Here is a 22852-nt window from a genome sequence, read left to right as displayed (position 1 = left end):
AGTTAGCAATATTTATGCAGGTCGACAGAAGTGCCACGATTCAGGAGGTTTGCAAGTTACTTTCGCTTAATGAGCGGGTTCAGGCTGAAGCCGTAATTTTCCGAGATTATCCATTTGCCCCGACTACTAAATCTGGAAGGTCGTATACTCCGAGAGAAATGACGAGAGTGTTTTTGCGTGACGGTTTTATTGATAGATATAAAGGCACTAAATTAGTTTACCCTCCTGCACTACGAGTCATTTCAAAACGCATAGATAAAGCATTCCCTTATCATAAAAATGGAAAGATGGATTCTGGCCATTTTGCTTATTGGGAGATATTTCCTACCATCGACCATATTCAGGCTGTAGCGCTAAACGGTATAGATGAAGTGGAAAACTGGGTATGTTGTTCCATGCTAACAAACAGCATTAAATCACACTGGACACTTGAGCAATTGGGATGGACTTTAATGCCTGCAGGTAAATTTGCCGATTGGGATGGCATGATTCGATGGTTTATCGAGCAAGTTGAAAGTGATAAATCTCTCTTGGGAGATGCTTATATAAAAAGCTGGTTTAATGCTGCAAAAGATGTTTTACGTGCAACAAAGCTGTAGGACCTCTCTGCACTAATCTAAGCGTTAGCTGCTTTGCAAATAGCGATAAACTCTTCTGCATTCAATGATGCGCCGCCAACCAAGCCGCCATCAACATCTGGCATGCTGAATAATTTAGCAGCATTTTGAGCTTTCACACTGCCGCCGTAAATAATACGGACTTTTGAAGCTGCTTCAGCATTACGTCTAGCGATGCGTTGCCTTATAAATTGATGTACTTCTTGCGCTTGTTCTGGTGTTGCAGTTTTGCCTGTACCAACCGCCCACACAGGCTCATAAGCAAACACCATATTCAGTTCCATCGCCTTGGCAAAATTTTCATCATTAAGGGTTGCCATTACGGCATCCATTTGGCTTGCGACAATGACTTCTGTCAGCCCTGCATCATGTTCAGCTAAGGTTTCCCCTACACATAAAATTGGAGTTAGATTAGCTTTAATCGAGGCATCAAATCTAGCGGCGGCGGATAGATTGGTTTCATGAAACAACACGCGTCTTTCCGAGTGCCCTAGCAACACGTAAGTACAGCCAAGATCTGTGAGCATGTGCGGGGAAACGGCGCCAGTAAATGCGCCTTCTTCGAACTGGTTAACGTTTTGTCCACCCCATGCAATACCAGTGTTTTCTAGTAATGACCTTGTTTGGTGTAAGTATGGGTTTGGAACACAAACGACATAATCAGCACTTTTGTAATCACTTAATCCAGTAATCAGTGTGTTGAGTAGAATTTCATTGCTATGGATATCGCCATGCATCTTCCAATTGCCTACTACTAGGTTACGCCGCATTTCTTTATTCCTTATTTCTAACTCGCTAGACTTTTGATCAGCGATATTTTTGACTTATAAGTCGAGTTACTTTGATTTAACGATCGCATCTAATTCACCTGCCTTATAACGTAAAGCCATTTGATCGCATGAGATAGGTTTAATGAGTGCAGCTTGCCCTGCGGAGCCAAAAGCTTCGTAGCGTTCTTTGCAAATGGCACGCATGGCAACAGTAGAGGCGCTAAGGAATTTCCTTGGGTCGAGTTCTTTTCTTTTTTCAGTGAAAAATTTGCGAATTGAACCTGTGTAAGCCATGCGTAAGTCTGTATCAATGTTGATTTTGCGCACACCGTGCTTAATGCCTTCGACAATTTCTTCTACGGGCACGCCATATGTTTCGCCCATGTCGCCACCAAACTCATTGATAATCTGTAGCCATTCTTGCGGCACAGAAGATGAGCCATGCATTACCAAATGCGTGTTGGGGATGCGTGCATGAATTTCTTTTATGCGACTAATCGCAAGGGTTTTACCTGTTGGAGGCTTGCTAAATTTATAAGCGCCGTGTGAAGTTCCGATGGCGATGGCTAATGCATCTACACCTGTTCTACGCACAAAGTCGGCGGCTTCCTCTGGGTCGGTGAGCATTTGGTCGTGGTTTAATACGCCAACTGCGCCAGAGCCATCTTCTTCGCCGGCTAAGCCCGTTTCTAAAGAGCCTAGTACACCGAGTTCGCCCTCAACAGACACGCCAATCGCATGCGCGATTTCTACGATTTTTCTGGTCACATCGACGTTATATTGGTAAGTGGAAGGCGTTTTTGCATCTTCCATTAGTGAGCCATCCATCATCACGCTTGAAAAGCCCGAGCGTATTGCCTGAATGCACACTGCGGGAGATTGGCCGTGATCTTGATGCATGACAACGGGGATGTGCGGGTAGGTTTCTATGGCGGCTAACACTAAATGCCTTAAAAAAGCTTCACCTGCATATTTGCGGGCACCAGCTGATCCTTGCAGAATTACTGGGCTATTCACTTCATCCGCCGCTTGCATAATGGCGTGAACTTGCTCCATGTTGTTAACATTAAAAGCTGCTAGGCCGTAATCGTGCTCAGCAGCGTGATCTAGCAATTGACGTAATGAAACGAGTGCCATAGTGATCTTTCAAATAATTAAAACATGTGTATGAGTATACTTAAGTTCTGTATTTCTGCGTGCTTCGTTATTGCGCGTAAATTATATAACACTTATGTCTTATATAAAACATATTATATGTTTTTATAGAGCGCTAGTGCTTGCAACCTTTGTGTGGCGTGGTCAACTACTGGAACTGCGTAGTCTTTCCCTATGCTTAAATTTAGCTCTTGTAAGCGTAATGGCGGAATCAGCCAAGGTGCATGAATTTCCTTGTCGTTACATTTTGCCAATTCTGGAACGTATTTACGAATGAATTTTCCTTGTGCATCAAAACGCTCACTTTGCGTGATTGGATTAAAGATGCGAAACCAAGGTTGGGCATCACAGCCCGTGCTGGCAGCCCATTGCCAGCCGCCATTATTGGCGCTTAAGTCAAAATCGATTAATTTTTCAGCAAAATAGCGCTCGCCCCAGCGCCAATCTATCAGTAAGTCTTTCACCAAAAAGCTCGCCGCCACCATACGCAAACGGTTATGCATAAACCCTGTGGTGTTAAGTTGTCGCATAGCGGCATCTACAAGCGGGTAGCCCGTTTTGCCATCACACCAAGCTTGAAAAAGTGCGGTATCATTTGGAAATTTTAAAGATTCGAACTCTGCTTTATAAGCTTTACCTGCGGCAACGCTTGGGTTGTGATGCAATATTTGCACATAAAAATCACGCCAGATAAGTTCACTTAGCCAAGTCTGCGCCCCAGTGTTGGCAGCTTGCATCGCCTCGCGGGCTAGATGGCGTATAGAGATAGTGCCAAAACGTAGGTGTACGGATAAATACGAAACGCCTTTTATTGCAGGAAAGTCCCTCGCATCTTTGTAACGACTCATACGTTCTTTAAAGTCATTAAAGAGTGTTAGTCCGCCTTTCATGCCTGTAGGCAATCTCATGCTGGCTAAATTTGTGCGCTTGAACCCCAAGTCTTCTAAACTTATCAACTGACTGGCATTAAGTTTAGTCAAATTACTTAAATAGGCGTCTACTGGATAAGCTTTGAAAAAGAAATCATTAACTGTTTTAAGCCACATGTTTTTATAAGGGGTAAATACACCATAAGGCTTACCAGAGAGGTTTAATACTTCATCTTTTTCAAAAATCACATGATCCTTGTAATGATGAAAAGCAATATTGTTTATACTGAGCTGCTCAGCCACATGCGCATCGCGAGCAATGGCGCTAGGCTCGTAATCATGGTTGGTAAATACGGCATTCACTAAAAGTGAGTTGGCTAATTTTGGAATTTCATCGCCAGCTTTGCCATGCAGTACGATTAAATCGCTACCGTGTTTTTGTAACGAGGTTTTTAACTCACGCACACTTTCCCAAATAAACTCTACTCGGCGATCCGCTTTATCATTTAACTGACTAAGAATAGCGGTATCGAATACAAAGACGCAATACACATTTTTAGAGGATTTTAATGCGTGGTATAGCGCTGCATGGTCGTAATCTCGTAAGTCACGTCTAAACCAAACTAAAGATTTTTCATAGGTTGATTTTTGCTGTGCTTGAGACATATTTACTCGCGATGGTAGGGATGATTGGTAATGACAGAGTGTGCGCGGTAAAGTTGCTCAACCAGCAATACGCGCACCATCGCATGCGGCAATGTGAGCTTAGAAAGCCCCCATAGCCAATCAGCTTTTTGTTTGACTGAAGTATGCAACCCGTCAGCGCCGCCAATGATGAGTGCAACGTCGCGGCTTGAAGCTTGCCAATCTTTGAATTTATCTGCAAGTTGTAGTGTGGTGACTTCTTGCCCGCGCTCATCTAAGGCAATGCAGAAGTCTTTACCGACCGCTTCTAAAATACGTTTCGCTTCAATGAGTTGGATGTTCTCAGTGCTGTTGCCCGCGGCACGTTTTTCAGGCTTGATGTCGATGATTTCAACAGTGGCTTCACGCGGCATGCGCTTGGTATATTCTGCGCAAGCGGTTTCAACCCAGCTTGGCATTTTGTGGCCGACAGAGATAATACGCAGCTTCATGTACTAGCCCTGCTGGCGAATGAACTAATTACTCAGCTTTGATATGGCCACGGCGGCTTTCAGCCTCGCCCCATAGTTGCTCTAGGTTGTAATAAGCACGTGTGGTTGGTACCATGATGTGAACAACGATGTCATCTAAATCGACCAGTACCCATTCGCCCTCTTTTTCGCCTTCAGTACCGCGAATGTGATAGCCTTTTTCTTTAAGCTTTTCACGCACGTTGTCGGCAATCGCTTTTGCTTGGCGGCTTGATGTTGCAGATGCAACAATCATATAGCTGGTCATGCTCGTAAGTTTGCGAACATCCATAGGCGTGATATCGAAGCCTTTAATATCTTCGATGGCATCAATCACCGCTTGTTTCATTGTTTCTAAATAGTTTACTGCGTTTACATCAATTGTCATTTAAGCGGCCTGTGCTGGTATTGCATTGCGTTGAGATTGTATGTGGTTGTGATTGTCCACATACACAAGTTGGGGAGAGAACTTTTGTAGTTCTAATTCATTATAATTCGCATAGCTGGCAATAATCATAATATCGCCAGGCGCTGCTTTGTGAGCGGCTGCACCATTTACCGAGATAATGCCTGAGCCACGCTCAGCTAAAATCGCGTATGTGCTAAAGCGCTCACCATTGGTTACGTTGTACAAATGAATTTGCTCGTACTCACTAATGTTAGCGGCTTCAAGCAAGTTTTCATCAATCGCACAACTGCCTTCGTAATGAAGTTCGCTGTGTGTCACATGTACACGGTGTAATTTAGATTTAAGCATTGTTCTTTGCATAATGCAGAAAACTCTTAGATAGAAAAAACAGTATTATAGTGTATTCAACGGTTTATAGTAACTTAACATCTATTCACCACTAATAATAGCGGTGCGACTCAGGCTTTTATTTTCAAATATTGCCTGGGAAGATGTATTAAATATTGAAAGTAAGATTGTCGATTAGACGGGTATTACCTAGTTTAGCGGCGCCTAAAACAACTAAATCATTATCTGTGCTACTTGCAGGCTGTAGCGTTAGGCTAGAACGTATCGAAACATAATCAGCTAGCCATCCTTGGCTATTGAGTATGGATTTAGCATTTTTCTCTAGTTGAGAATAATCTTTATTGCCACTCTTTACCGATTGAACAATGTCCTTTAATGCACTATTTAACTGGCTTGCAACTGCACGTTGCTCATTGGATAAGTAGCCATTTCGCGAACTCATTGCTAATCCGCTAGGCTCACGTACTGTGTCCACGCCAATAATGTTAATTGGCAAGTTAAACTGTCTCACCATTTGTTTGATGATGAATAATTGCTGAAAATCTTTTTGGCCAAACACGGCAATACTCGGTTGTACCATATTGAACAGCTTCATTACTACGGTGGCAACACCAGCAAAGTGACCTGGTCGCGTTGCACCACATAGCTCATTGGCAATTGGTGGCGGCGTAATTGTCATCGTCTGATTGAGGTTATTGCCGTCAAATTCAGCATACATTTCTTCAACGCTAGGCGTGAAAACAATGCTCGCACCAGCGGCTTTTAATTTCTCACAATCCGCTTCCAAGGTGCGAGGATAGCTCGCTAAATCTTCAGTTGGCCCGAATTGTAGTGGATTTACAAATATACTCACCACCACGCATTCGGCTTGCTGTTTAGCGACTTCAACTAATTGAATATGACCCGCATGCAGATTGCCCATCGTTGGCACAAAGGCGATATTTGACTGGTTTTTTAAAACGCTTCTTAATTCGTCTATGGTTTTAATAACTTGCATGGAGTGATTTACTCAATAGCTATGTTCAAGCGCTGGGAAGCTTTTATCTTTAACCGCTTTGACGTAAGCGGCAACCGCAGCCTGTATGCTGTTGGTGTCTTTTAAGAAGTTTCTTACAAAACGTGGTGATTTGAATTCACTAGGTTTTTTATGAGCAGGGCCGGTGTATATGCCAAGTAAGTCTTGAAGGACTAATACCTGCCCACTGCAATCAACCCCAGCACCTATGCCTATAGTTGGTGTTTTAATGGTTTCGGTGATTTTTTTGGCTAAGGCAGCAGGCACCATTTCCAGTAAAATAAAACCAACACCAGCTTCACTCATGGCGATAGCATCTTGCATGATTTGCGCGGCGCTTTCATCGGTTTTACCTTGAATTTTGTAGCCGCCAAGCTGATTGACTGATTGTGGCGTAAAGCCTAAGTGTGCACAGACTGGAATGCCTCGTTCCACTAAGTAACGAGCCGTTTTCACCTTGCTACCGCCGCCTTCAAATTTCACCATGTGTGCGCCTGATTTAATCAGCCATTCAGCATTTTTGTAAGCAGCTTCATTATCGTGTTCATAGCTGCCAAGTGACATATCCGCCATGATAAAGGTATTTAAAGCTCCTGCAGAGACGCTTTTGGTGTGATAAGTCATGTGATGCATACTGACATTGAGCGTATTTTCTGCGCCTTGCAGCACCATGCCCAGTGAATCGCCTACAAGTAGGATATCTACACCAGCTTCTTCAGAAAGCTTGGCAAAAGTGGAATCGTAACTAGTCAGCATGACGATTTTCTCGCCTGCCGCCGCCATTTCATGTAATTGGGCTAAGTTCATTTGGAAAGCTAATCAAAGTTCGGATTAAAGAATTCGCGCTGACCTTTAATTTGCATAATACGGTTAAGCAACAGATCCAGCGCATCTTCATTTTTTAGCACATTAAGTTTTTCATTATTCACAATCAGTACTGGTGAAGCGTCATAATTATGAAAAAACTCGCTATACGCATTTGCTAAACGCTCTATATATTCACGCGGAATGTCTTGTTCGTAAGTGACACTGCGCTCTTCAATACGCTCCATCAGTGCGTCAATAGGCGTTTGTAGGTAAATCACCAAGTCTGGTTTAGGCGCTTTTAATTGCAAATGCTGATAAATGTTGTGATATAGCGCGTACTCTTCATCATCCAAATTCAGTCGCGCAAATATCGGGTCTTTTTCTAAGAAAAAGTCAGCAATAATTGGTTTGGCGAACATGTCACGCTGGCTCAAATCTTTCATCTGATTAGCGCGCTGAAACAAAAAAAACAGCTGTGTAGGCAATGCATAACGTTGTGCATCTTGATAAAAGCGCGGCAAAAATGGATTCGCTTCGGCTTTTTCAGATAAATAATCTACAGGAAACTTATCGGCTAACATTTTGGCTAGCGTAGTTTTGCCGCAGCCAATAGGGCCTTCAACAACGATATAAGGGTATTTATTAAAAATGCTCATGCGATTAGTGTGCTGCCTATAGTTTTGTAATGCCAGTAAATTGCTGCTCATGAATCAATGTCGCTATTTTGCCATGATTCGGGATGGATAATTGTGCTGCGATTTCAAATAATGGTAATAAAACGAAACCGCGTTGATGCATTCTTGGGTGTGGCAATATGAGCTTGTTGGACTCCATACTTACATTTTCATAAAGTAATAAATCACAATCCAACACTCTTGGAGCGTTTGGGAAAGGGCGTTCACGCCCAGCCTGATTTTCAATTTCCAAAAGCGCATCGAGCAACTCAAGCGGGGTTAAATCTGTTTCAAGCTCTGCTACTGCATTTATAAAGTCTGGAATCTGGTTTAGTTGATCAGCTTCATAGCCTATCGGCGCCGTTTTATATAAAGATGACTTCTTTACTACACGCGTGCTTGGTAGGTTTTCAAGTGCTGCAAAGGCAGATTCTACTTGTGAAATTGGATTTGCTAAATTACTCCCTAGCGCAACAAAAGCTTGTTTCATAAGTACAGGAATTTACTCAGTTGTGCTAACAGTCGAGCTTGTACCAGCAGGTTTTTTGCGGCTTCTTTTCTTACGTTTTTTAGGTGCGGTATCTGCTTGTAACATGGCGGTACGACCTTCACCATCAGCGTTAGCGAACTCAGTCCACCACTCGCCTAATTCCATTGGTAACTCACCAGATTCACAACGTAAAAGTAAAAAATCATAGCCAGCGCGGTAGCGTGGGTGTGTAAGCAAGCCAAAAGGTCGTTTGCCAGCGCGCTGTTCAAAACGTGGTTGCATGCCCCAAATTTCTTTCATAGTGGCAGTGTAGCGGTTATGAATCGCCATTTTCTCAGCTTGTGTGGCAATTACTTCACTCATTGCCATATGTAGTGCTGGAATTGCGTGCTGACCTTCTTCTTTGTAGCTTTCCCAAGCCGCTAACATTTCATGCCAAAGTAGGGTAGCAAATAAAAAGCTAGGGTTAGCTGATTTGCCAGAAAGGATGCGGTCATCGGTATTTTTAAGTGCCAGCATAACGAAGCGCTCGCCCATAGGCTGTTCAAGCACTACGTCTAACATCGGCAGTAATCCATGGTGCAGGTGTTGTTCGCGTAAAGCATTGACGCTTTCCATGGCATGACCAGACAAAAACAACTTGAGCATTTCATCAAACAAGCGGCTAGGGGGCACGTCTTGCAGTAAATCTGCCATTTTGGCGATAGGCGCTTGTGTGGCTTGGTCTATCTTTAACCCTAACTTTGCAGACAAGCGAACCGCACGCAACATGCGCACAGGGTCTTCGGCATAGCGTGTTTCTGGCTTGCCTATCATGCGTAGAATGCCAGCTTTTATGTCCGTATAGCCATGATGAAAATCCAGTACTTCTTGGCTTGCCGGGTTGTAATACAGCGCGTTTGCCGTAAAGTCACGGCGAACGGCATCATCTACTATTGAGCCAAATACATTGTCGCGGATGATGCGACCTGAATCCGTGGTTTTAGAGTCACCTTTTGGATTACCTTCAGTTTCTAGGTGGCTACCGCGAAAGGTTGAAACTTCTATGGTTTCATCACCAAAGAGTACGTGTACTAATCTGAATCTTTTGCCGATAATGCGTGAGCGTCTAAATATGCGATTCACTTCTTCTGGCGTGGCATCAGTCGCAACATCAAAGTCTTTTGGTGTGCGTTTTAGCAGTAAGTCGCGTACAGCGCCACCGACAATATAAGCCTCGAAACCTGCTTTATGTAAACCTTCTGTGGTTTTTAGCGCAGCGTTGCTTAACAAGTCACGGTCAATTTTATGTGTTTTATGCGCAATTACCGTTGCGCCATGGTTAACGCTATCGACATTTTTATGTGCTGTTTTTTTAGTTCTAAGTGTCGGGCGATGCGTATGCGCTTGCTGCGTTTTAACCGCGGCGACTTTAGCGTGCTCAGGTTTGGCACTATTGGGCTTAAAAATTCTATCAAGCAGTTTTTTAATCATGGTCGAATTATAACTTACGAAGAGAACTTCTAAAAATTAAGCTAAAAATTAAGCATGTTCGTTTTTCCAAAGAACGTCACTCACGCCAGCCTCTTTGTTAATGACACGACACATGACAAACAACAAATCGGACAAGCGATTCAAATATTGCAGTGAAATATCGGTGACTTTTTCATTGCGATGAAGCTCAACTAGCTTGCGTTCGGCACGTCGACACACAGTGCGGGCAAGGTGGCAGTATGCTGCGGTTTTGGTACCACCTGGTAAGATAAACTCTTTAAGTGGCGACAATTGGCTGTTGAGTTCATCAATCAGGCTCTCTAAATCGCTGATGCGAGATTGCTGCAATATGACATAGCCTGGAATGCAGATTTCACCACCCACATTGAATAAATCATGTTGAATCTGTGTAAGAGGATCTACTAGCGTGTTGGGCAATGCCTCAGTCATCATCACCCCAATGACTGAGTTTAATTCATCAACATCGCCCATTGCTTCAACACGCAAGCTATCTTTGTTGATGCGGCTACCATCACCCAAGCCAGTTGTGCCGCTATCACCTGTGCGGGTATAAATTTTACTGAGTCTGTTTCCCATAATATTTCCTCTATAATACTTGCATTGTAACTGATGACGACCTTGTAATGAGCGCTCAAACCATTAAGTCTAACGAAACACCTGTTGATAAGCCCATTGAAAAACCTATTGCCGTATTCGATTCTGGCGTCGGCGGAATTTCCGTTTTAAAACATATTCAAGCGTTATTGCCGAATGAACAATTGCTTTATGTGGCTGATAGCAAATACGCTCCTTATGGCAACAAAACAGCAGCAGAAATTCAAGCACGCTGTTTTGAAATTGCCGAATTTTTAATCGCTAAAGATGCCAAAGCGCTTGTAGTGGCTTGTAATACAGCGACTGCCGCAGCCATTGACTCCTTACGTGAAAAGTACTCTTTACCAATCATAGGCATGGAGCCTGCAGTTAAACCAGCCGCCGAAGCTTCCAGAAATGGCATTATTGGTGTGCTAGCAACTACAGGTACGCTTAAAAGTGCTCAGTTTGCTGGCTTGCTAGAAAGCTATGGTCGCAATGTCAAAGTGGTGACGCAAGCTTGTGTCGGCTTGGTGGAGTGTATCGAGCGCGGCGAACTGGATGCGGACAATACCAAGATGCTCATTCAGCAATATTGCGCGCCGTTGTTAGCGGAAGGTGCTGATACGATTGTGCTAGGTTGTACCCATTACCCCTTTGTGCGACACGTGATTGAGCAAGTGGTTGGTTCTAATGTTGCCTTGATTGATACTGGAGCGGCGGTCGCAAAGCAGTTGAAACGTCAGTTAGAAGAAAAAGGATTGTTATCAAACCGCTCTCAAGTGGTGGAAGCGCATATTTCAATGAATAACGTGCAGTTTTGGACGAATAGTGAAAATCCAAATGCTAAAGTAGTGATTGAGCAGTTGTGGGGCGGTGACGCAGAAGTGTTGGTGCTGTAGCTGCTTTTAAAGTGAATTTAAAGCTACAAGTTTAATGGTGCGCGACTACTTCGCCTGCTTTAAGTTTGTATTTTGTGCCGCAGTAAGGGCATGCAACGTGGCCGGTTTTAGCTACATCTAAAAATACACGTGGATGAGATGACCAAAGCGCAACTTCAGCAGTTGGGCAATGCAAAGGTAGGTCTTTTGCAGAGACTTCAATTTCGTTAATGTTGGACATACTGATTTGCTCCCAATTCGTTATTCCCGCCCAAGCGAGAATAACGACCAAAAATTCTAATGGTGTGAATAGTTAAACTTGTACAAAGTTAAACTATATAAATTTAAACCAGTGTTAACCAATCAGCATGTTTAGCTGATTTGCCAGTCACTACATCAAAATACATTTTTTGTAATTGCTTAGTTATAGGACCAGCTGTACCAGCTCCGATTGCGCGGCGATCTAATTCGCGAATCGGTGTCACTTCAGCGGCGGTGCCAGTAAAGAAAGCTTCATCTGCGCCATATACCTCATCGCGGGTAATGCGTTTTTCAATCACAGTTAAGCCGACTTCAGCAGCAAGCTGAACAATCGTATCGCGTGTAATGCCTTCTAGCGCGCTAGTTAGGTCTGGTGTGTAAAGTTTGCCATTGCGAACAATAAATATGTTCTCGCCGGAACCTTCAGCAACAAAACCGTCTACATCTAGTAACAAGGCTTCTTCGTAGCCATCTTGTGCAGCTTCTTGATGCGCTAAAATTGAGTTCATGTAGTTGCCGTTAGCTTTGGCTTTACACATGGTGATGTTCACATGATGACGTGAAAATGAAGATGTTTTTACGCGAATGCCGTTATCTAGCGCTTCTTGACCCATGTATGCGCCCCATTTCCAAGCGGCAACAATCACGTGGGTTGACAATGTTTTAGCAGAAATACCCATCGCTTCAGCGCCATAAAACGCCATTGGGCGCATATAAGCTGACTCTAGGTTATTTTCACGCACGGCTGCTTTCTGCGCTTCCATCATCTCTTCTTTTGTAAATGGCATTTTCATTTGCAAAATGTGCGCGCTGCGAAACAATCTGTCTGTATGTTCTTGCAAACGGAAAATGGCAGTGCCTTTATCAGTTTTGTAAGCACGTACACCCTCAAACACGCCCATGCCATAGTGCAAAGTGTGTGTTAAAACGTGTGTAGTCGCGTCACGCCAGTTAACCATTTTACCGTCATACCAAATTACGCCATCACGGTCTGCCATTGAGGTTGGAATTGCCATTATTGCTGCCTTATTAACGAATTTTGTAAAAGCATTATTGTAAACTAAAGCGCGGAATTCTTAGCGCATGTTAAAATCAAAAGCGTATAAATTTAAAACTTATTTGGAGTTTTTTGTGCAACATTTACTAAAATCAATATGCCTTGTTGTTTTCTTAAGTTTTTTATCGGCTTGCAAGCCTGCGGGCGAAGCCAGTCAGTTGGTCGCAACTGATATTACAGGCGCAGATTTTGGCCAATCATTCAGTTTGACTGATCACACAGGTAAAACTCGTACGCTGGCTGATTTTAAAGGAAAGGCGGTGGCATTGTTTTTTGGTTATACACATTGCCCAGATGTATGCCCCACCACGATGCTGGATTTGAAACAAACTATGAAGTTGCTTGGGCCGCGTGCTGATGAAGTACAAGTGTTGTTTGTCACGCTAGACCCAGCAAGAGATTCGCAAGAAGTGTTAGCGCAATTTGTACCATCATTCGATAAACGATTTATTGGTCTTAGAGGCGATGAGCCAACTATCGCTGCTACAGCCGCCACTTTCAAAATATACGCAAAGAAGGTAGAAGCGCAAGGTAAAGGCGGTTATACCTTAGACCATAGTGCTGGAATGTATATATTTGATAAAACAGGAAAAATAAGGCTGTATGTCGATTACGGAGAAAAGCCTGCCGATATTACCAATGATATTAAGCAAATACTCTGATACGAAAATTTGAAGTTTAAAAAGGGGCGCTAAGCCCCTTTTTTATAATTGAATTGGCTAACCTGGCTTAATTGTTTGGTGCTGTGCCATATTGATTATCTGCTGGGTCGCTCGGTTGAACCAACAAGTAAATCATCGCAATCCAACCTAAAATTGGAATAATCCAAATCAGTTGAAACCAGCCACTTTTGTTTGTGTCGTGCAAACGACGTGCACCTACCGCCAATGAAGGTAAGAATGTTGCAAGTGAAAAAGCCCATGAAACGTAGCTGCCTACAAATTCTAACACCACCGCGACTGCGAAACAGAATAGAAAGAACCACCAAAATTCCGGTAGTTTTGCGCGGCCACTAAAATCTACATATTTTTGAAAGCATGTTTTTACTGCATCTTGAAAGTTCATTTTGCCCCTCCAGTTATTTTCGTAAGTTGTTGTAGCGCTTAAAATATTAGCATGATAGCCATGTAAATAATATTAAATATGGTTAACTTTAAAACCTGTGTAGTTGTGGTGATAAGGCTTTCAATTCTTTTTCAGCAGCTTTGTAATCGGGGAATATGCTAGCAACAGTTGCCCAAAATTTGGCTGAATGATTCATTTCTTTGATGTGCGCAAGCTCGTGGCAAACTACGTAGTTGATGATATGTGGCGGAGCTTGCAGTAAGCGCCAATTCAACCTAATCTCTTTTTTTGAGTTGCAGCTTCCCCAGCGTGAGGCTGCATTGGATAAAGTGAGCGATGTGAATTTAACGCCAAGTTTGCTTGAGAAAATCTCTAAACGCCTTGTAAAGTCAGTGATTGCCTGCTTTTTGTACCACTGAACCACTTTACGCGCGATTAACATTTCATCTTGATTGGGCATCGCCAATTGCAAAACACCTGGCTCATACTCCACCGCTTTTGAACGAGCATTGTGTTCAATTGTTAGCGTAATCGCGTTACCTAAAAATAGTAACTGTTCGCCATGTTGCCACTGTATTTCTGGAATTCTATTGGCGGTGACGGAGGCGAGTTTTCTAAGTACCCAGTCAGCCTTTTGCACGATGATGTCTTCAAGCTGCGACTGTGAAATGCGTTTAGGAGCATGTATGACTAAGCCTGCTTGGGTGATTTTTAAGCCTACGGTACGGCGTTGGCGGCGTTCTAATTGGTAATGTAATTGGTCGCCAGAGGGCAAAGTTAGGGAGTGGCTCATTAATTTAATGTGAGCATCTCAGCTTCAATCCAGCTTTCTACTTGATGATTTAATGCATCTGCTTTCAAGCCAGCAGTCAGAATCGGCTTGCCGATATGCATTTTAATCACGCCAGGTTTTTTGATGAACGTGTTTTTAGCCCAATATTCACCTGCATTGTGTGCAACTGGTAGCACTTGAGTTTTTGTGTGCGTTGCTAACCATGCGCCACCAATATGATATTTACTGCGTTCACCTGGCGTAATACGCGTGCCTTCTGGAAATATGACTACCCAAAACCCACGGTTCAATCTAGCCTGACCATTTGCCACTAATTTTTTAAGTGCTTCACGACCAGCGCTGCGGTCAATGGCGATGGGCGATGACATCGCTAAGCCCCAGCCAAAGATTGGAATCCATAATAATTCACGTTTTAGCACGTAAACTTGCGTTGGAAAAATAGCTTGAAAAGCCAGTGTTTCCCAAGCAGATTGATGTTTGGACAAGACGATTGTCGGCGAATCTGAGATGTTTTCTAAGCCTGTAATTTCATGGCGAATGTTGCAAGTAACTTTTAGCCACCACAACATACTGCGTGCCCAGCCTGAGATTAAATCGTTACGCAATATCGGGTTAAGCGGCATGGCGAGCAGGGCAACTAGCGTGAAAATTGGCGCGGTAATGACTTGGCCGATAAAAAACAACAAAGAACGCAAAAATAGCATACTGACTTTCGAGAGTGTTTAGCCGTGTGTTTAGGTTTAGTCTAGATCGGTGACAATGCGCTGCACAGCTTCTGCTAAATCTGCACAAATCCAAGTGTTTGGCGGTAAGGCTTTTTCAGGATTTTGTTTGGATGCCGCTAAAGTGGCTTCACCCTTACCTGTAAGCACTAAAATAGGCTGGCAACCAGCACTGGCGAAGGCTTGTAAATCACGTAGCGCATCGCCAACAGCAGGCACACCATCCAATTCCATTGAAAAGCGTAAGCCAATTTCTTCTATCATGCCCGTATCAGGTTTTCGGCAATGACAATGCTCATCCGCCGCATGAGGGCAGTAAAATATCGCATCGATTCGCCCACCTACAACGGCTAGCTCTCTATGCATTTTGTCGTGAATACTGTTGAGCGTAGTCATGTCAAACAAACCACGACTAATGCCAGATTGATTAGTCGCCACCGCCACTCTAAAGCCAGATTGATTCAGCAAGGCAATTGCCTCTAGGCTACCTGCAACAGAAATCCACTCATTTGGACTTTTGATGAAATTGGCAGAATCTTGATTGATCACGCCGTCTCTATCTAGAATCACTAGTTTCATGGGGGGCTCGCTTTGTTGGTTAACTAGCTAGTTTAGATAAATCTGCAACACGGTTCATGGTTTGGTGCAAAATCGCCAATAAACCAAGACGGTTCGCTTTAAGCGCAGGGTCGTCAGCATTTACCATGACATTGTCAAAGAAAGCATCTACAGGTGCTTTTAAAGCTGAGAGTGATTTAAGAGATGCTGTGTAATCGCCACTTTCAAACAACTTATCAGCTTCAGGTTTTACTTTGCTTAATGCATCGTTGAGTGCGATTTCAGCTGGTTCTTGCAGTAAGTTAGCATTTACTTCAGCTTTTACTTCGCCTTCAACTTTTTTCAGAATATTACCGACACGTTTGTTGGCAGCTGCTAGGGCAGGGGCTTCTTCCAAGGCTGAGAATGAGCGTACTGCATTTAAACACTGTGGAATATCACTTAAAATCTCAGGGTTTAGCGACAGTACGGCATCAACTTCTTGTGGGCTTGCGCCTTGTTCACGCAGGTTTACGCTTAGGCGATCGAAGCAAAATTCTTTAATAGCTTGAACAGTAGCAGATTGGGTACTAGCTTCAGCATTAAATTGCTTTAGAACACCTTCAATGAGTTTGCTAAATTCTAGAGGTAGTTTGCATTCAATTAGCATGCGAATAATGCCTAATGCTTGTCTGCGCAAGCCGAATGGGTCTTTATCACCAGTTGGTTTTTCGCCAATACTGAATAGGCCAACTAATGTATCTAATTTGTCTGCTAAAGCAACTACAACTCCCACTTCATTACGAGGTAACTCATCACCAGCAAATCGAGGTTTGTAGTGGTCCTCAATTGCAAATGCTACATCGCTATTTAAGCCTTCATGCTGCGCATAATAGCGCCCCATAATGCCTTGTAACTCTGGGAATTCCCCTACCATATCAGTTAGCAAATCAGTCTTTGCCAACTCTGCAGCTTTTTGTGCATCGGCAACTAGCATAGGGTTAGTGATCATTGCTATTATTTCAGTAATAACTCTTACTCTCTGCATTCTTTCGCCTTGGCTGCCGAGTTTGTTGTGGTAAACCACCTTATTCAAACCTTCTAAGCGGCTTTCCAAAGTTTTCTTACGGTCTTGGTCAAAGAAGAACTTGGCATCAGCAAGGCGAGGGCGGACAACACGCTCATTACCGCCGATGACAGCACTGGCATCATCTGGACTGATATTAGAGACAATCAAAAACTTATTAGTTAGTTTGTCATTGGCATCCAGTAGCGGGAAGTATTTTTGATTTGCCTTCATGGTCAAAATCAAACACTCTTGCGGTACTTCTAGGTAAATTTCTTCAAACTGACCGAGTAATACATTTGGACGCTCCACCAGTGCGGTGACTTCATCTAAAAGGGCATCATCTTCAATGGGTTTTAGGTTTTGTTTTGCTGAGGCAGCATTGAGTTGACGTACGATTTCTGCACGGCGTTCAGAAAAGCTGGCAATGACTGCGCCTTCAGTTTTCAATTGTTCTGCGTAACTATCAGCATTTTTTAAAACAACTGGGGAAACTTTAGCTTCAAATCTATGACCTTGAGTAGCATTACCAGCAGTTAAACCAAGGGCTGTAACTGCAATCACTTCATTGCCATGAAGTGCCACTAAGCTATGCGCAGGGCGCACAAAGTTCACGCTCGTCCAGCCATCTGCTAATTGGTAAGTCATCACTTTTGGAATCGGCAATTTTGAGATTGCTTCATTCAATGCGCTTTGCAAGCCATCTTTAAGCGAAACGCCTTTTTGTAAAACATCTAAAAACAAAGCTTCATTTTTGCCATCGGCTTGCTTGGTTAAATTTGCGACAGCGCTTTCATCCAATCCCATACCGTTTAAACGTTTGATTAAGGCTGGTGTTGGGTTGCCATTAGCATCTAAACCCACACTTACAGGCATGAGTTTTTGTGTGGAGGTTTTATCTGGCGCGACCGCTAGTATATTTGTCGCATGCACAGCAAGACGACGTGGCGATGCAAAAGCAGTTACAACTGAATCAGCAGTAGCTAAGCCTTGTGATTTCAGTGTTTCAAACAATACGTTTGAAAATGCCTCGCCTAGTTTATTCAGGGCTTTCGGAGGTAGTTCTTCTACAAATAATTCTACTAATAAATTTTGCGTACTCATGCTGCGGCTTTCTTAGCTAATTCTGTTAATACTTCATCTGCCCAATCTTTTGGTGCCATTGGGAAGCCAAGTCTGGCGCGGCTTTCCAAGTAGCCTGCCGCGACTGAACGGGCAAGGTTGCGGATGCGGCCAATATAGCCTGCGCGTTCTGTCACAGAAATCGCGCCACGTGCATCTAGCAAGTTGAAGGTATGAGCAGCTTTTAGCACTTGCTCGTAAGCAGGTAGTGAGAGTTTTTCTTCAATGAGATGCAAAGCTTGTTTTTCATGTGCCGTGAATGCGGTAAACAGGAAATCAGCATCTGAGTGTTCAAAGTTGTAGGTTGATTGCTCTTTTTCATTCTGCAGATAGACGTCACCATAGCTCAAACCATCTGTCCAAGTTAAGTCGTAAACGTTGTCTACGCCTTGTAGATACATCGCCAAACGCTCTAATCCGTAGGTGATTTCACCTGTAATTGGTTTGCAGTTAATGCCGCCGACTTGTTGAAAGTAGGTGAATTGTGTGACTTCCATACCGTTTAACCAAACTTCCCAACCCAAGCCCCATGCGCCTAGCGTTGGATTTTCCCAGTCATCTTCAACAAAGCGAATGTCATTCTTTTTTAAATCAAACCCAAGCGCTTCAAGTGAGCCCAAATACAGCTCTAAAATATCTGCAGGTGCTGGCTTTAACACTACTTGAAATTGGTAGTAATGTTGCAAACGGTTTGGGTTTTCACCATAACGACCATCTTTTGGGCGGCGGCTTGGTTGCACATAAGCTGCCTTCCATGGCTCTGGGCCTAATGAGCGCAAAAAAGTTGCTGTGTGTGAAGTGCCTGCGCCAACCTCCATGTCGTAAGATTGCAGTAATGCGCAGCCTTTATCGCTCCAGTAGTTTTGCAGGGTGAGAATGATTTGTTGAAAAGTGAGTGCCATGGTTTGATTCTAAGGTTCGATTCTAAATGGTTCTAGTCTAATAGATTTAAGTGGTACAGCTTTAAATCGTAGTATTTAAGAAAGTAGTGATTTTACTTTGTTTTACGCTTACTTGCCAAAAAATTGGGCAAACAGATAGCGGTGAGGCCAATCAGGCAAATAATCAGAAACAACCAGTTGCCCCAACGTACATAAGGCGTACTGCCACTGTAACCTTGCGCCATGCCATTCAACGTAGTTTCAGTAAAATGTGGTGCATGGGCTAATACATTGCCATGAGGGTCGATGATGGCAGTAGCGCCAGTGTTAGTTGCACGTAAAACGGTACGACCAGTTTCTAAAGCGCGAGCCTGCGAGAATTGCATGTGTTGAAATGCCGCGTTGGATTGACCATACCAAGCATCATTACTAGCGTTCACTAAGAGCGTGGCGGCAGGTAGTTGACGGATAATTTCTTCGCCGAATACGTCTTCATAACAAATGTTGATGGCAACTTTTTCATCAGCGATGTTCATCGGTTGTTGGTGAATACTACCTCTGGTTAAGTCACTGAGTGGCATATTGAGTAAGTCGCGATAAATCCAGCCGAAAGCGACTTTTAATGGAATGAACTCACCAAAAGGTACCAAGTGAGACTTGCGATAAACTTCAGGTTTGCCGCCATCAATACTCAATACGCTGTTGAAATACTCATCATTTTCGTGCTCAACCGCGCCGACTAGAATTGCACCTTGATTTTTAACTGCATGAGTTTGTAAACGGACAATTAGTTCTTGCGGAATTTGGCTGGAAAGCACTGGCATTGCAGTTTCTGGCATGATGATGAGTTTTGCTGTACTCGCTTCTGCCATGTGAAGGTATAAGCTTAAAGTCTTTTCAGCGACTTCGGGCGACCATTTAATATCTTGCGCAATATTGCCTTGTAGTAACGCCACTGAGATTGGTTTGGATGTTGGCTTGGTCCATTCAACCAGTTTTAATAGGCTACCAGTCACTAAAATGAGCACTAATAGTGCAATAGAATAGCGTTTCCAAATCACTAATGTCGGTTTTTTAGCAAGCCAATAGCCAATCAAACTCGCAATAAATACCGTGATCATAGACACTCCATATACGCCGATAATCGGCAAGTAGCCTGCCAATGGGCTATGAGGCACTTGGCTATAACCCATAGTGAGCCACGGAAAGCCTGTGAAAATCCAGCTACGTGTCCAATCAGCTAATCCCCAAAATATAGGAATGCTGATGAGTAGTTGTGAGGATTGAGGTTTTGAGATTTTTACACTTAATGCGCCGACTAAGGCCGTGAATAGTGCCATAAATGCACATAACAAAAATGTAGCTAAACCAGCCGCTGCACTGGGCATATTGCCAAAGTCGTGCAGGCTGATATAAATCCAATAAATACCTGTGCTAAATAATCCTAGACCGTAGATAAAACCTGATATGGCTGCTTGCTTAGGTGTGTAATCCTGATGCCAAAAGTAGAATAAGCCAATCAGCGATAAAATGCTGGCAGGATAAAAATAGAATGGTGCAAAACCAAGTACGCACAAAGCGCCAAGTAAAAAAACTGTGAGTGACCTGATGAATCTATTTTTTGTGATTATTTGCATGGGCTGAATTGTAGCTTGATAGCGCCAGATAACAAAAATTTACAATGTAAACGCTGTGAAAATATTGTGTCGATTGACATGAAATACCTTTAGAACCTATATTACGGGCTGTTACAACAATTAATTTAATTGGTCATCTTTAATTTTATGGGAGAAACGTATGAGCATGACATCTGAGTTTAAAGAATTTGCCTTAAAAGGCAATGTAATGGATTTAGCTGTCGGTGTAATTATTGGCGGTGCTTTTGGTAAGATTATTGACTCAATGGTGGGTGATATTATTATGCCTATTATCGGGAAAATCATTGGCAATGTAGATTTTTCAAATATGTATGTTGCACTTAGTGGTCAAGCCGCGGGTTTGTCTTTAGCTGACGCTAAAAAGGCGGGTTCAGTGCTTGCTTACGGTAACTTTTTGACGATTTCTATCAACTTTCTGATTTTAGCTTTTGTGATTTTTCAAATGGTTAAAATGATGAACAGAATGAAAAAAGCGGAACCACCTGCAGCGCCAGCACCAACGCCAGAAGATGTTGTGTTGTTACGTGAAATTCGTGATGCATTGAAAAAGTAGTACTCGACATTACTGGATATCATCAGAGTAATAAAAAAGGGCTTTTAGCCCTTTTTTATTACAACTTAACTATGAAGTCAGCCTTCATTGGTGTCAGTTAGCACTTCTACCAGCAAAGTGTGCAATCGGCGACTGTCAGCTTTCAATACTCTAAAGCGCAAACCGCTCAATGTGATTTCGTCGTCACGCTTTGGTAATCTTCCAAATTGATGCACGACCAAACCACCAATGGTCGAAAATTCTTCATCCGTTAAATCAGTGCCGATAATTTCGTTAAAGTCTGCAATTTCTGTCAGTGCTTTGACGCGATACTGACCATCCGCATTTTGAATGACATTGTCTTCATCTTCGTCGTAATCGTATTCATCCTCAATATCGCCGACGATTTGCTCAAGCACGTCCTCAATGGTCACCATGCCTGCTACGCCGCCATACTCGTCAACGACAATGGCAATATGGTTACGATTACTGCGAAACTCTTTGAGCAAAATATTCAAGCGTTTAGATTCAGGTATGAATACAGCAGGGCGCAGCATATCGCGTACTTCAAAGTCTTCACCTGCGTAATAACGTAATAAATCTTTGGCTAGTAATATGCCGATTACATCGTTTTTGTCATCTTCAATGACAGGAAAGCGCGAGTGCGCGGTTTCAATCACATGTGGGATAAAGGTCTCAGGAGGGTCGGTGATGTCGATGACATCCATCTGGGAGCGCGGAATCATGATGTCGCGCACTTGCATTTCACTGACTTGCAGCACACCTTCTATCATTGCGAGAGAGTCTGCATCCATCAAGCTGTTTTCGTAAGCGCCGTGTAGTAGCGTTACAAGTTGTTCGCGGTCTTCAGGTTCACGTAATAAAAAGTGACTGAGGCGTTCCAACAAGCTTGGCTTGTTATTTAACTTATGATTAGTGGGTTTGTTGCTAGGTTTTTCCGACTCGGCAGCCATTAGTGGCGTCCTATGTAATGAGATAGGGATCAGCATACCCTAATTTTGTGATAATTGCAGTCTCTAAACCTTCCATCAGCTCCGCTTGCGCTTCAACTTCATGGTCATAGCCATGCAAATGTAAAATGCCATGCACTGTTAAATGTGCGTAATGAGCTACAAGCGGTTTGTTTTGCGCTAGCGCCTCTGCGGCAACTACTGGCGCGCAAATGATAATGTCGCCCATTAAGTGCGGCTCTTCGGTGAGTGGAAACGTCAGCACATTGGTCGCATAATCTTTGCCACGATAAGCTTTGTTAAGCTCACGGCCTTCAGCTTCATCGACGATTCTTATCGTTGCTTCGGTATTAACTCGAATAGCGGCTTTAGCCCATAGTCTAAACTGTGATCTACTGGGCAAGTCAGCTAAGGTTGATGCGTATTGAACTGCCAAATTAAGGTTGGGCATATTATTTAAGTTGGCAGTAAGTTATTAGGTGATTAATTGTTATTAGATTGCTGCGTCGGGCAGTCTACATAAGGATAGCGCACATGACCGAAGCGGATGATGAGGATGGCAATCGCAATCAAGAAAATTGAGCCTGATAGCGCAAACATGCGCCAAGCGTCTATCTCCGCGACTTCCAATACCAAAAATCGTGCCAAAGCAATAATGCCGATATATAGCGGATAGCGCACAGGCAGGTTACCAGAGCCAAGGTAGTGGTTGAGCATAGACATGACTTCTAGGTATAAAAATAGCAATAGCAAATCACCTACCGTGATCGCGCCAGCCAACCAGATATGCGTAATCGCCTGAAATACCGCAAAAATAGTGGCAAATGCAATGGTAATTAGTACGGTTTGTTCGACATAACCAAGTCCGCGTTGCATCAGTTTGCTAAATTTATTGGGCGTCATTTTTAAACCTAAATCTTCAAATGGAAAA

The 22852-nt window shown here is 43.2% G+C and carries 28 protein-coding genes; 4 read left to right on the top strand and 24 right to left on the bottom strand.

Going from position 1 to position 22852, the window contains the following annotated elements:
* The first annotated feature begins 14 nt into the window (after window positions 1-14).
* Complete coding sequence (locus PSU72_RS00230; RefSeq protein ID WP_300429436.1) at window positions 15-599, top strand: hypothetical protein; 585 nt, start codon at window positions 15-17, stop codon at window positions 597-599.
* A gap of 17 nt (window positions 600-616) precedes the next feature.
* Here PSU72_RS00230 and tpiA read toward each other — a convergent pair whose 3' ends face one another.
* From tpiA to PSU72_RS00170, 12 genes are all read right to left on the bottom strand, one after another.
* Window positions 617-1387, bottom strand: a complete 771-nt coding sequence (tpiA, locus tag PSU72_RS00225; RefSeq protein WP_300429435.1) for a triose-phosphate isomerase — start codon at window positions 1385-1387, stop codon at window positions 617-619.
* Between the two features lie 66 nt (window positions 1388-1453).
* Window positions 1454-2524: a class II fructose-bisphosphate aldolase gene (fba, locus tag PSU72_RS00220; RefSeq protein WP_300429432.1), complete on the bottom strand. Its 1071-nt coding sequence runs from the start codon at window positions 2522-2524 to the stop codon at window positions 1454-1456.
* 113 nt (window positions 2525-2637) lie between these two features.
* On the bottom strand, window positions 2638-4077 hold the full coding sequence (locus tag PSU72_RS00215; RefSeq protein WP_300429430.1) for a deoxyribodipyrimidine photo-lyase: 1440 nt from the start codon (window positions 4075-4077) through the stop codon (window positions 2638-2640).
* A gap of 2 nt (window positions 4078-4079) precedes the next feature.
* Window positions 4080-4547: a 23S rRNA (pseudouridine(1915)-N(3))-methyltransferase RlmH gene (gene rlmH / locus PSU72_RS00210; protein WP_013148838.1), complete on the bottom strand. Its 468-nt coding sequence runs from the start codon at window positions 4545-4547 to the stop codon at window positions 4080-4082.
* 28 nt (window positions 4548-4575) lie between these two features.
* Window positions 4576-4953, bottom strand: coding sequence for a ribosome silencing factor (rsfS, locus tag PSU72_RS00205; protein WP_013148837.1), 378 nt, complete (start codon window positions 4951-4953; stop codon window positions 4576-4578).
* Window positions 4954-5334 carry an aspartate 1-decarboxylase gene (gene panD / locus PSU72_RS00200; RefSeq protein WP_300429427.1) on the bottom strand — a complete coding sequence of 127 codons (381 nt, stop codon included), beginning with the start codon at window positions 5332-5334 and terminating at the stop codon, window positions 4954-4956.
* 136 nt (window positions 5335-5470) lie between these two features.
* Window positions 5471-6319 carry a pantoate--beta-alanine ligase gene (panC, locus tag PSU72_RS00195; protein WP_300429425.1) on the bottom strand — a complete coding sequence of 283 codons (849 nt, stop codon included), beginning with the start codon at window positions 6317-6319 and terminating at the stop codon, window positions 5471-5473.
* Between the two features lie 12 nt (window positions 6320-6331).
* Window positions 6332-7144, bottom strand: coding sequence for a 3-methyl-2-oxobutanoate hydroxymethyltransferase (panB, locus tag PSU72_RS00190; protein WP_300429423.1), 813 nt, complete (start codon window positions 7142-7144; stop codon window positions 6332-6334).
* A gap of 8 nt (window positions 7145-7152) precedes the next feature.
* Window positions 7153-7800 (bottom strand): deoxynucleoside kinase, encoded by a 648-nt coding sequence (locus tag PSU72_RS00185; RefSeq protein WP_300429421.1) that lies wholly within the window; start codon window positions 7798-7800, stop codon window positions 7153-7155.
* Between the two features lie 16 nt (window positions 7801-7816).
* Entirely contained in the window at window positions 7817-8308 is a 492-nt protein-coding gene (folK, locus tag PSU72_RS00180) for a 2-amino-4-hydroxy-6-hydroxymethyldihydropteridine diphosphokinase (protein ID WP_300429419.1), read from the bottom strand.
* A gap of 12 nt (window positions 8309-8320) precedes the next feature.
* Window positions 8321-9781, bottom strand: coding sequence for a polynucleotide adenylyltransferase PcnB (gene pcnB, locus PSU72_RS00175; protein ID WP_300429417.1), 1461 nt, complete (start codon window positions 9779-9781; stop codon window positions 8321-8323).
* Window positions 9782-9829: 48 nt separating this feature from the next.
* Window positions 9830-10378, bottom strand: a complete 549-nt coding sequence (locus PSU72_RS00170) for a cob(I)yrinic acid a,c-diamide adenosyltransferase (protein ID WP_300429416.1) — start codon at window positions 10376-10378, stop codon at window positions 9830-9832.
* Between the two features lie 47 nt (window positions 10379-10425).
* Here PSU72_RS00170 and murI point away from each other — a divergent pair, with 47 nt between their 5' ends.
* Window positions 10426-11277 (top strand): glutamate racemase, encoded by an 852-nt coding sequence (murI, locus tag PSU72_RS00165; protein WP_300429414.1) that lies wholly within the window; start codon window positions 10426-10428, stop codon window positions 11275-11277.
* A 31-nt stretch (window positions 11278-11308) separates the two neighbouring features.
* Here murI and PSU72_RS00160 read toward each other — a convergent pair whose 3' ends face one another.
* Together PSU72_RS00160 and PSU72_RS00155 are read right to left on the bottom strand one after the other, a co-directional pair.
* Entirely contained in the window at window positions 11309-11497 is a 189-nt protein-coding gene (locus PSU72_RS00160) for a zinc-finger domain-containing protein (RefSeq protein ID WP_013148828.1), read from the bottom strand.
* A gap of 103 nt (window positions 11498-11600) precedes the next feature.
* A complete protein-coding gene (locus PSU72_RS00155) occupies window positions 11601-12515 on the bottom strand; it encodes a branched-chain amino acid transaminase (RefSeq protein WP_300429487.1) in 915 nt (304 codons plus the stop codon).
* A gap of 85 nt (window positions 12516-12600) precedes the next feature.
* On the opposite strand from PSU72_RS00155, the gene PSU72_RS00150 reads away from it, so the two are divergent.
* Entirely contained in the window at window positions 12601-13236 is a 636-nt protein-coding gene (locus PSU72_RS00150) for an SCO family protein (protein ID WP_300429408.1), read from the top strand.
* A 67-nt stretch (window positions 13237-13303) separates the two neighbouring features.
* On the opposite strand, the gene PSU72_RS00145 is transcribed toward PSU72_RS00150, so the two are convergent.
* The 7 genes from PSU72_RS00145 to lnt form a co-directional block, all read right to left on the bottom strand.
* Window positions 13304-13639, bottom strand: a complete 336-nt coding sequence (locus PSU72_RS00145; RefSeq protein ID WP_300429406.1) for a DUF805 domain-containing protein — start codon at window positions 13637-13639, stop codon at window positions 13304-13306.
* A gap of 88 nt (window positions 13640-13727) precedes the next feature.
* Entirely contained in the window at window positions 13728-14432 is a 705-nt protein-coding gene (locus PSU72_RS00140; RefSeq protein ID WP_300429405.1) for a SprT family zinc-dependent metalloprotease, read from the bottom strand.
* The gene (locus PSU72_RS00135) at window positions 14432-15136 is read right to left on the bottom strand and encodes a lysophospholipid acyltransferase family protein (protein WP_300429403.1); all 705 of its coding nucleotides are present in this window, start codon (window positions 15134-15136) and stop codon (window positions 14432-14434) included. The genes PSU72_RS00140 and PSU72_RS00135 overlap by 1 nt, the downstream gene beginning before the upstream one ends.
* 36 nt (window positions 15137-15172) lie before the next feature.
* Window positions 15173-15733 (bottom strand): D-glycero-beta-D-manno-heptose 1,7-bisphosphate 7-phosphatase, encoded by a 561-nt coding sequence (gene gmhB / locus PSU72_RS00130; protein ID WP_300429401.1) that lies wholly within the window; start codon window positions 15731-15733, stop codon window positions 15173-15175.
* Window positions 15734-15752: 19 nt separating this feature from the next.
* Window positions 15753-17861: a glycine--tRNA ligase subunit beta gene (gene glyS, locus PSU72_RS00125; RefSeq protein ID WP_300429399.1), complete on the bottom strand. Its 2109-nt coding sequence runs from the start codon at window positions 17859-17861 to the stop codon at window positions 15753-15755.
* Window positions 17858-18781 carry a glycine--tRNA ligase subunit alpha gene (gene glyQ, locus PSU72_RS00120; RefSeq protein WP_300383025.1) on the bottom strand — a complete coding sequence of 308 codons (924 nt, stop codon included), beginning with the start codon at window positions 18779-18781 and terminating at the stop codon, window positions 17858-17860. Before glyQ ends, glyS begins: the two co-directional genes overlap by 4 nt.
* 92 nt (window positions 18782-18873) lie before the next feature.
* Window positions 18874-20397 (bottom strand): apolipoprotein N-acyltransferase, encoded by a 1524-nt coding sequence (lnt, locus tag PSU72_RS00115; RefSeq protein ID WP_300429397.1) that lies wholly within the window; start codon window positions 20395-20397, stop codon window positions 18874-18876.
* Between the two features lie 160 nt (window positions 20398-20557).
* On the opposite strand from lnt, the gene mscL reads away from it, so the two are divergent.
* On the top strand, window positions 20558-20971 hold the full coding sequence (gene mscL / locus PSU72_RS00110) for a large conductance mechanosensitive channel protein MscL (RefSeq protein ID WP_300429395.1): 414 nt from the start codon (window positions 20558-20560) through the stop codon (window positions 20969-20971).
* 77 nt (window positions 20972-21048) lie between these two features.
* Here the strand turns inward: mscL and PSU72_RS00105 are convergent, their stop codons facing one another.
* From PSU72_RS00105 to PSU72_RS00095, 3 genes are read right to left on the bottom strand one after another with little or no spacing between them, the layout of a single operon-like run.
* Complete coding sequence (locus PSU72_RS00105; protein WP_300429394.1) at window positions 21049-21924, bottom strand: HlyC/CorC family transporter; 876 nt, start codon at window positions 21922-21924, stop codon at window positions 21049-21051.
* Window positions 21925-21934: 10 nt separating this feature from the next.
* On the bottom strand, window positions 21935-22372 hold the full coding sequence (gene ybeY, locus PSU72_RS00100; RefSeq protein WP_300429392.1) for an rRNA maturation RNase YbeY: 438 nt from the start codon (window positions 22370-22372) through the stop codon (window positions 21935-21937).
* 32 nt (window positions 22373-22404) lie between these two features.
* Entirely contained in the window at window positions 22405-22824 is a 420-nt protein-coding gene (locus PSU72_RS00095; RefSeq protein WP_300429390.1) for a phosphate-starvation-inducible PsiE family protein, read from the bottom strand.
* Window positions 22825-22852: the final 28 nt, after the last annotated feature.

Source organism: Methylotenera sp. (assembly GCF_029945535.1).
Classification (GTDB): domain Bacteria; phylum Pseudomonadota; class Gammaproteobacteria; order Burkholderiales; family Methylophilaceae; genus Methylotenera.
This window is presented reverse-complemented; position numbering and strand designations above follow the sequence as displayed.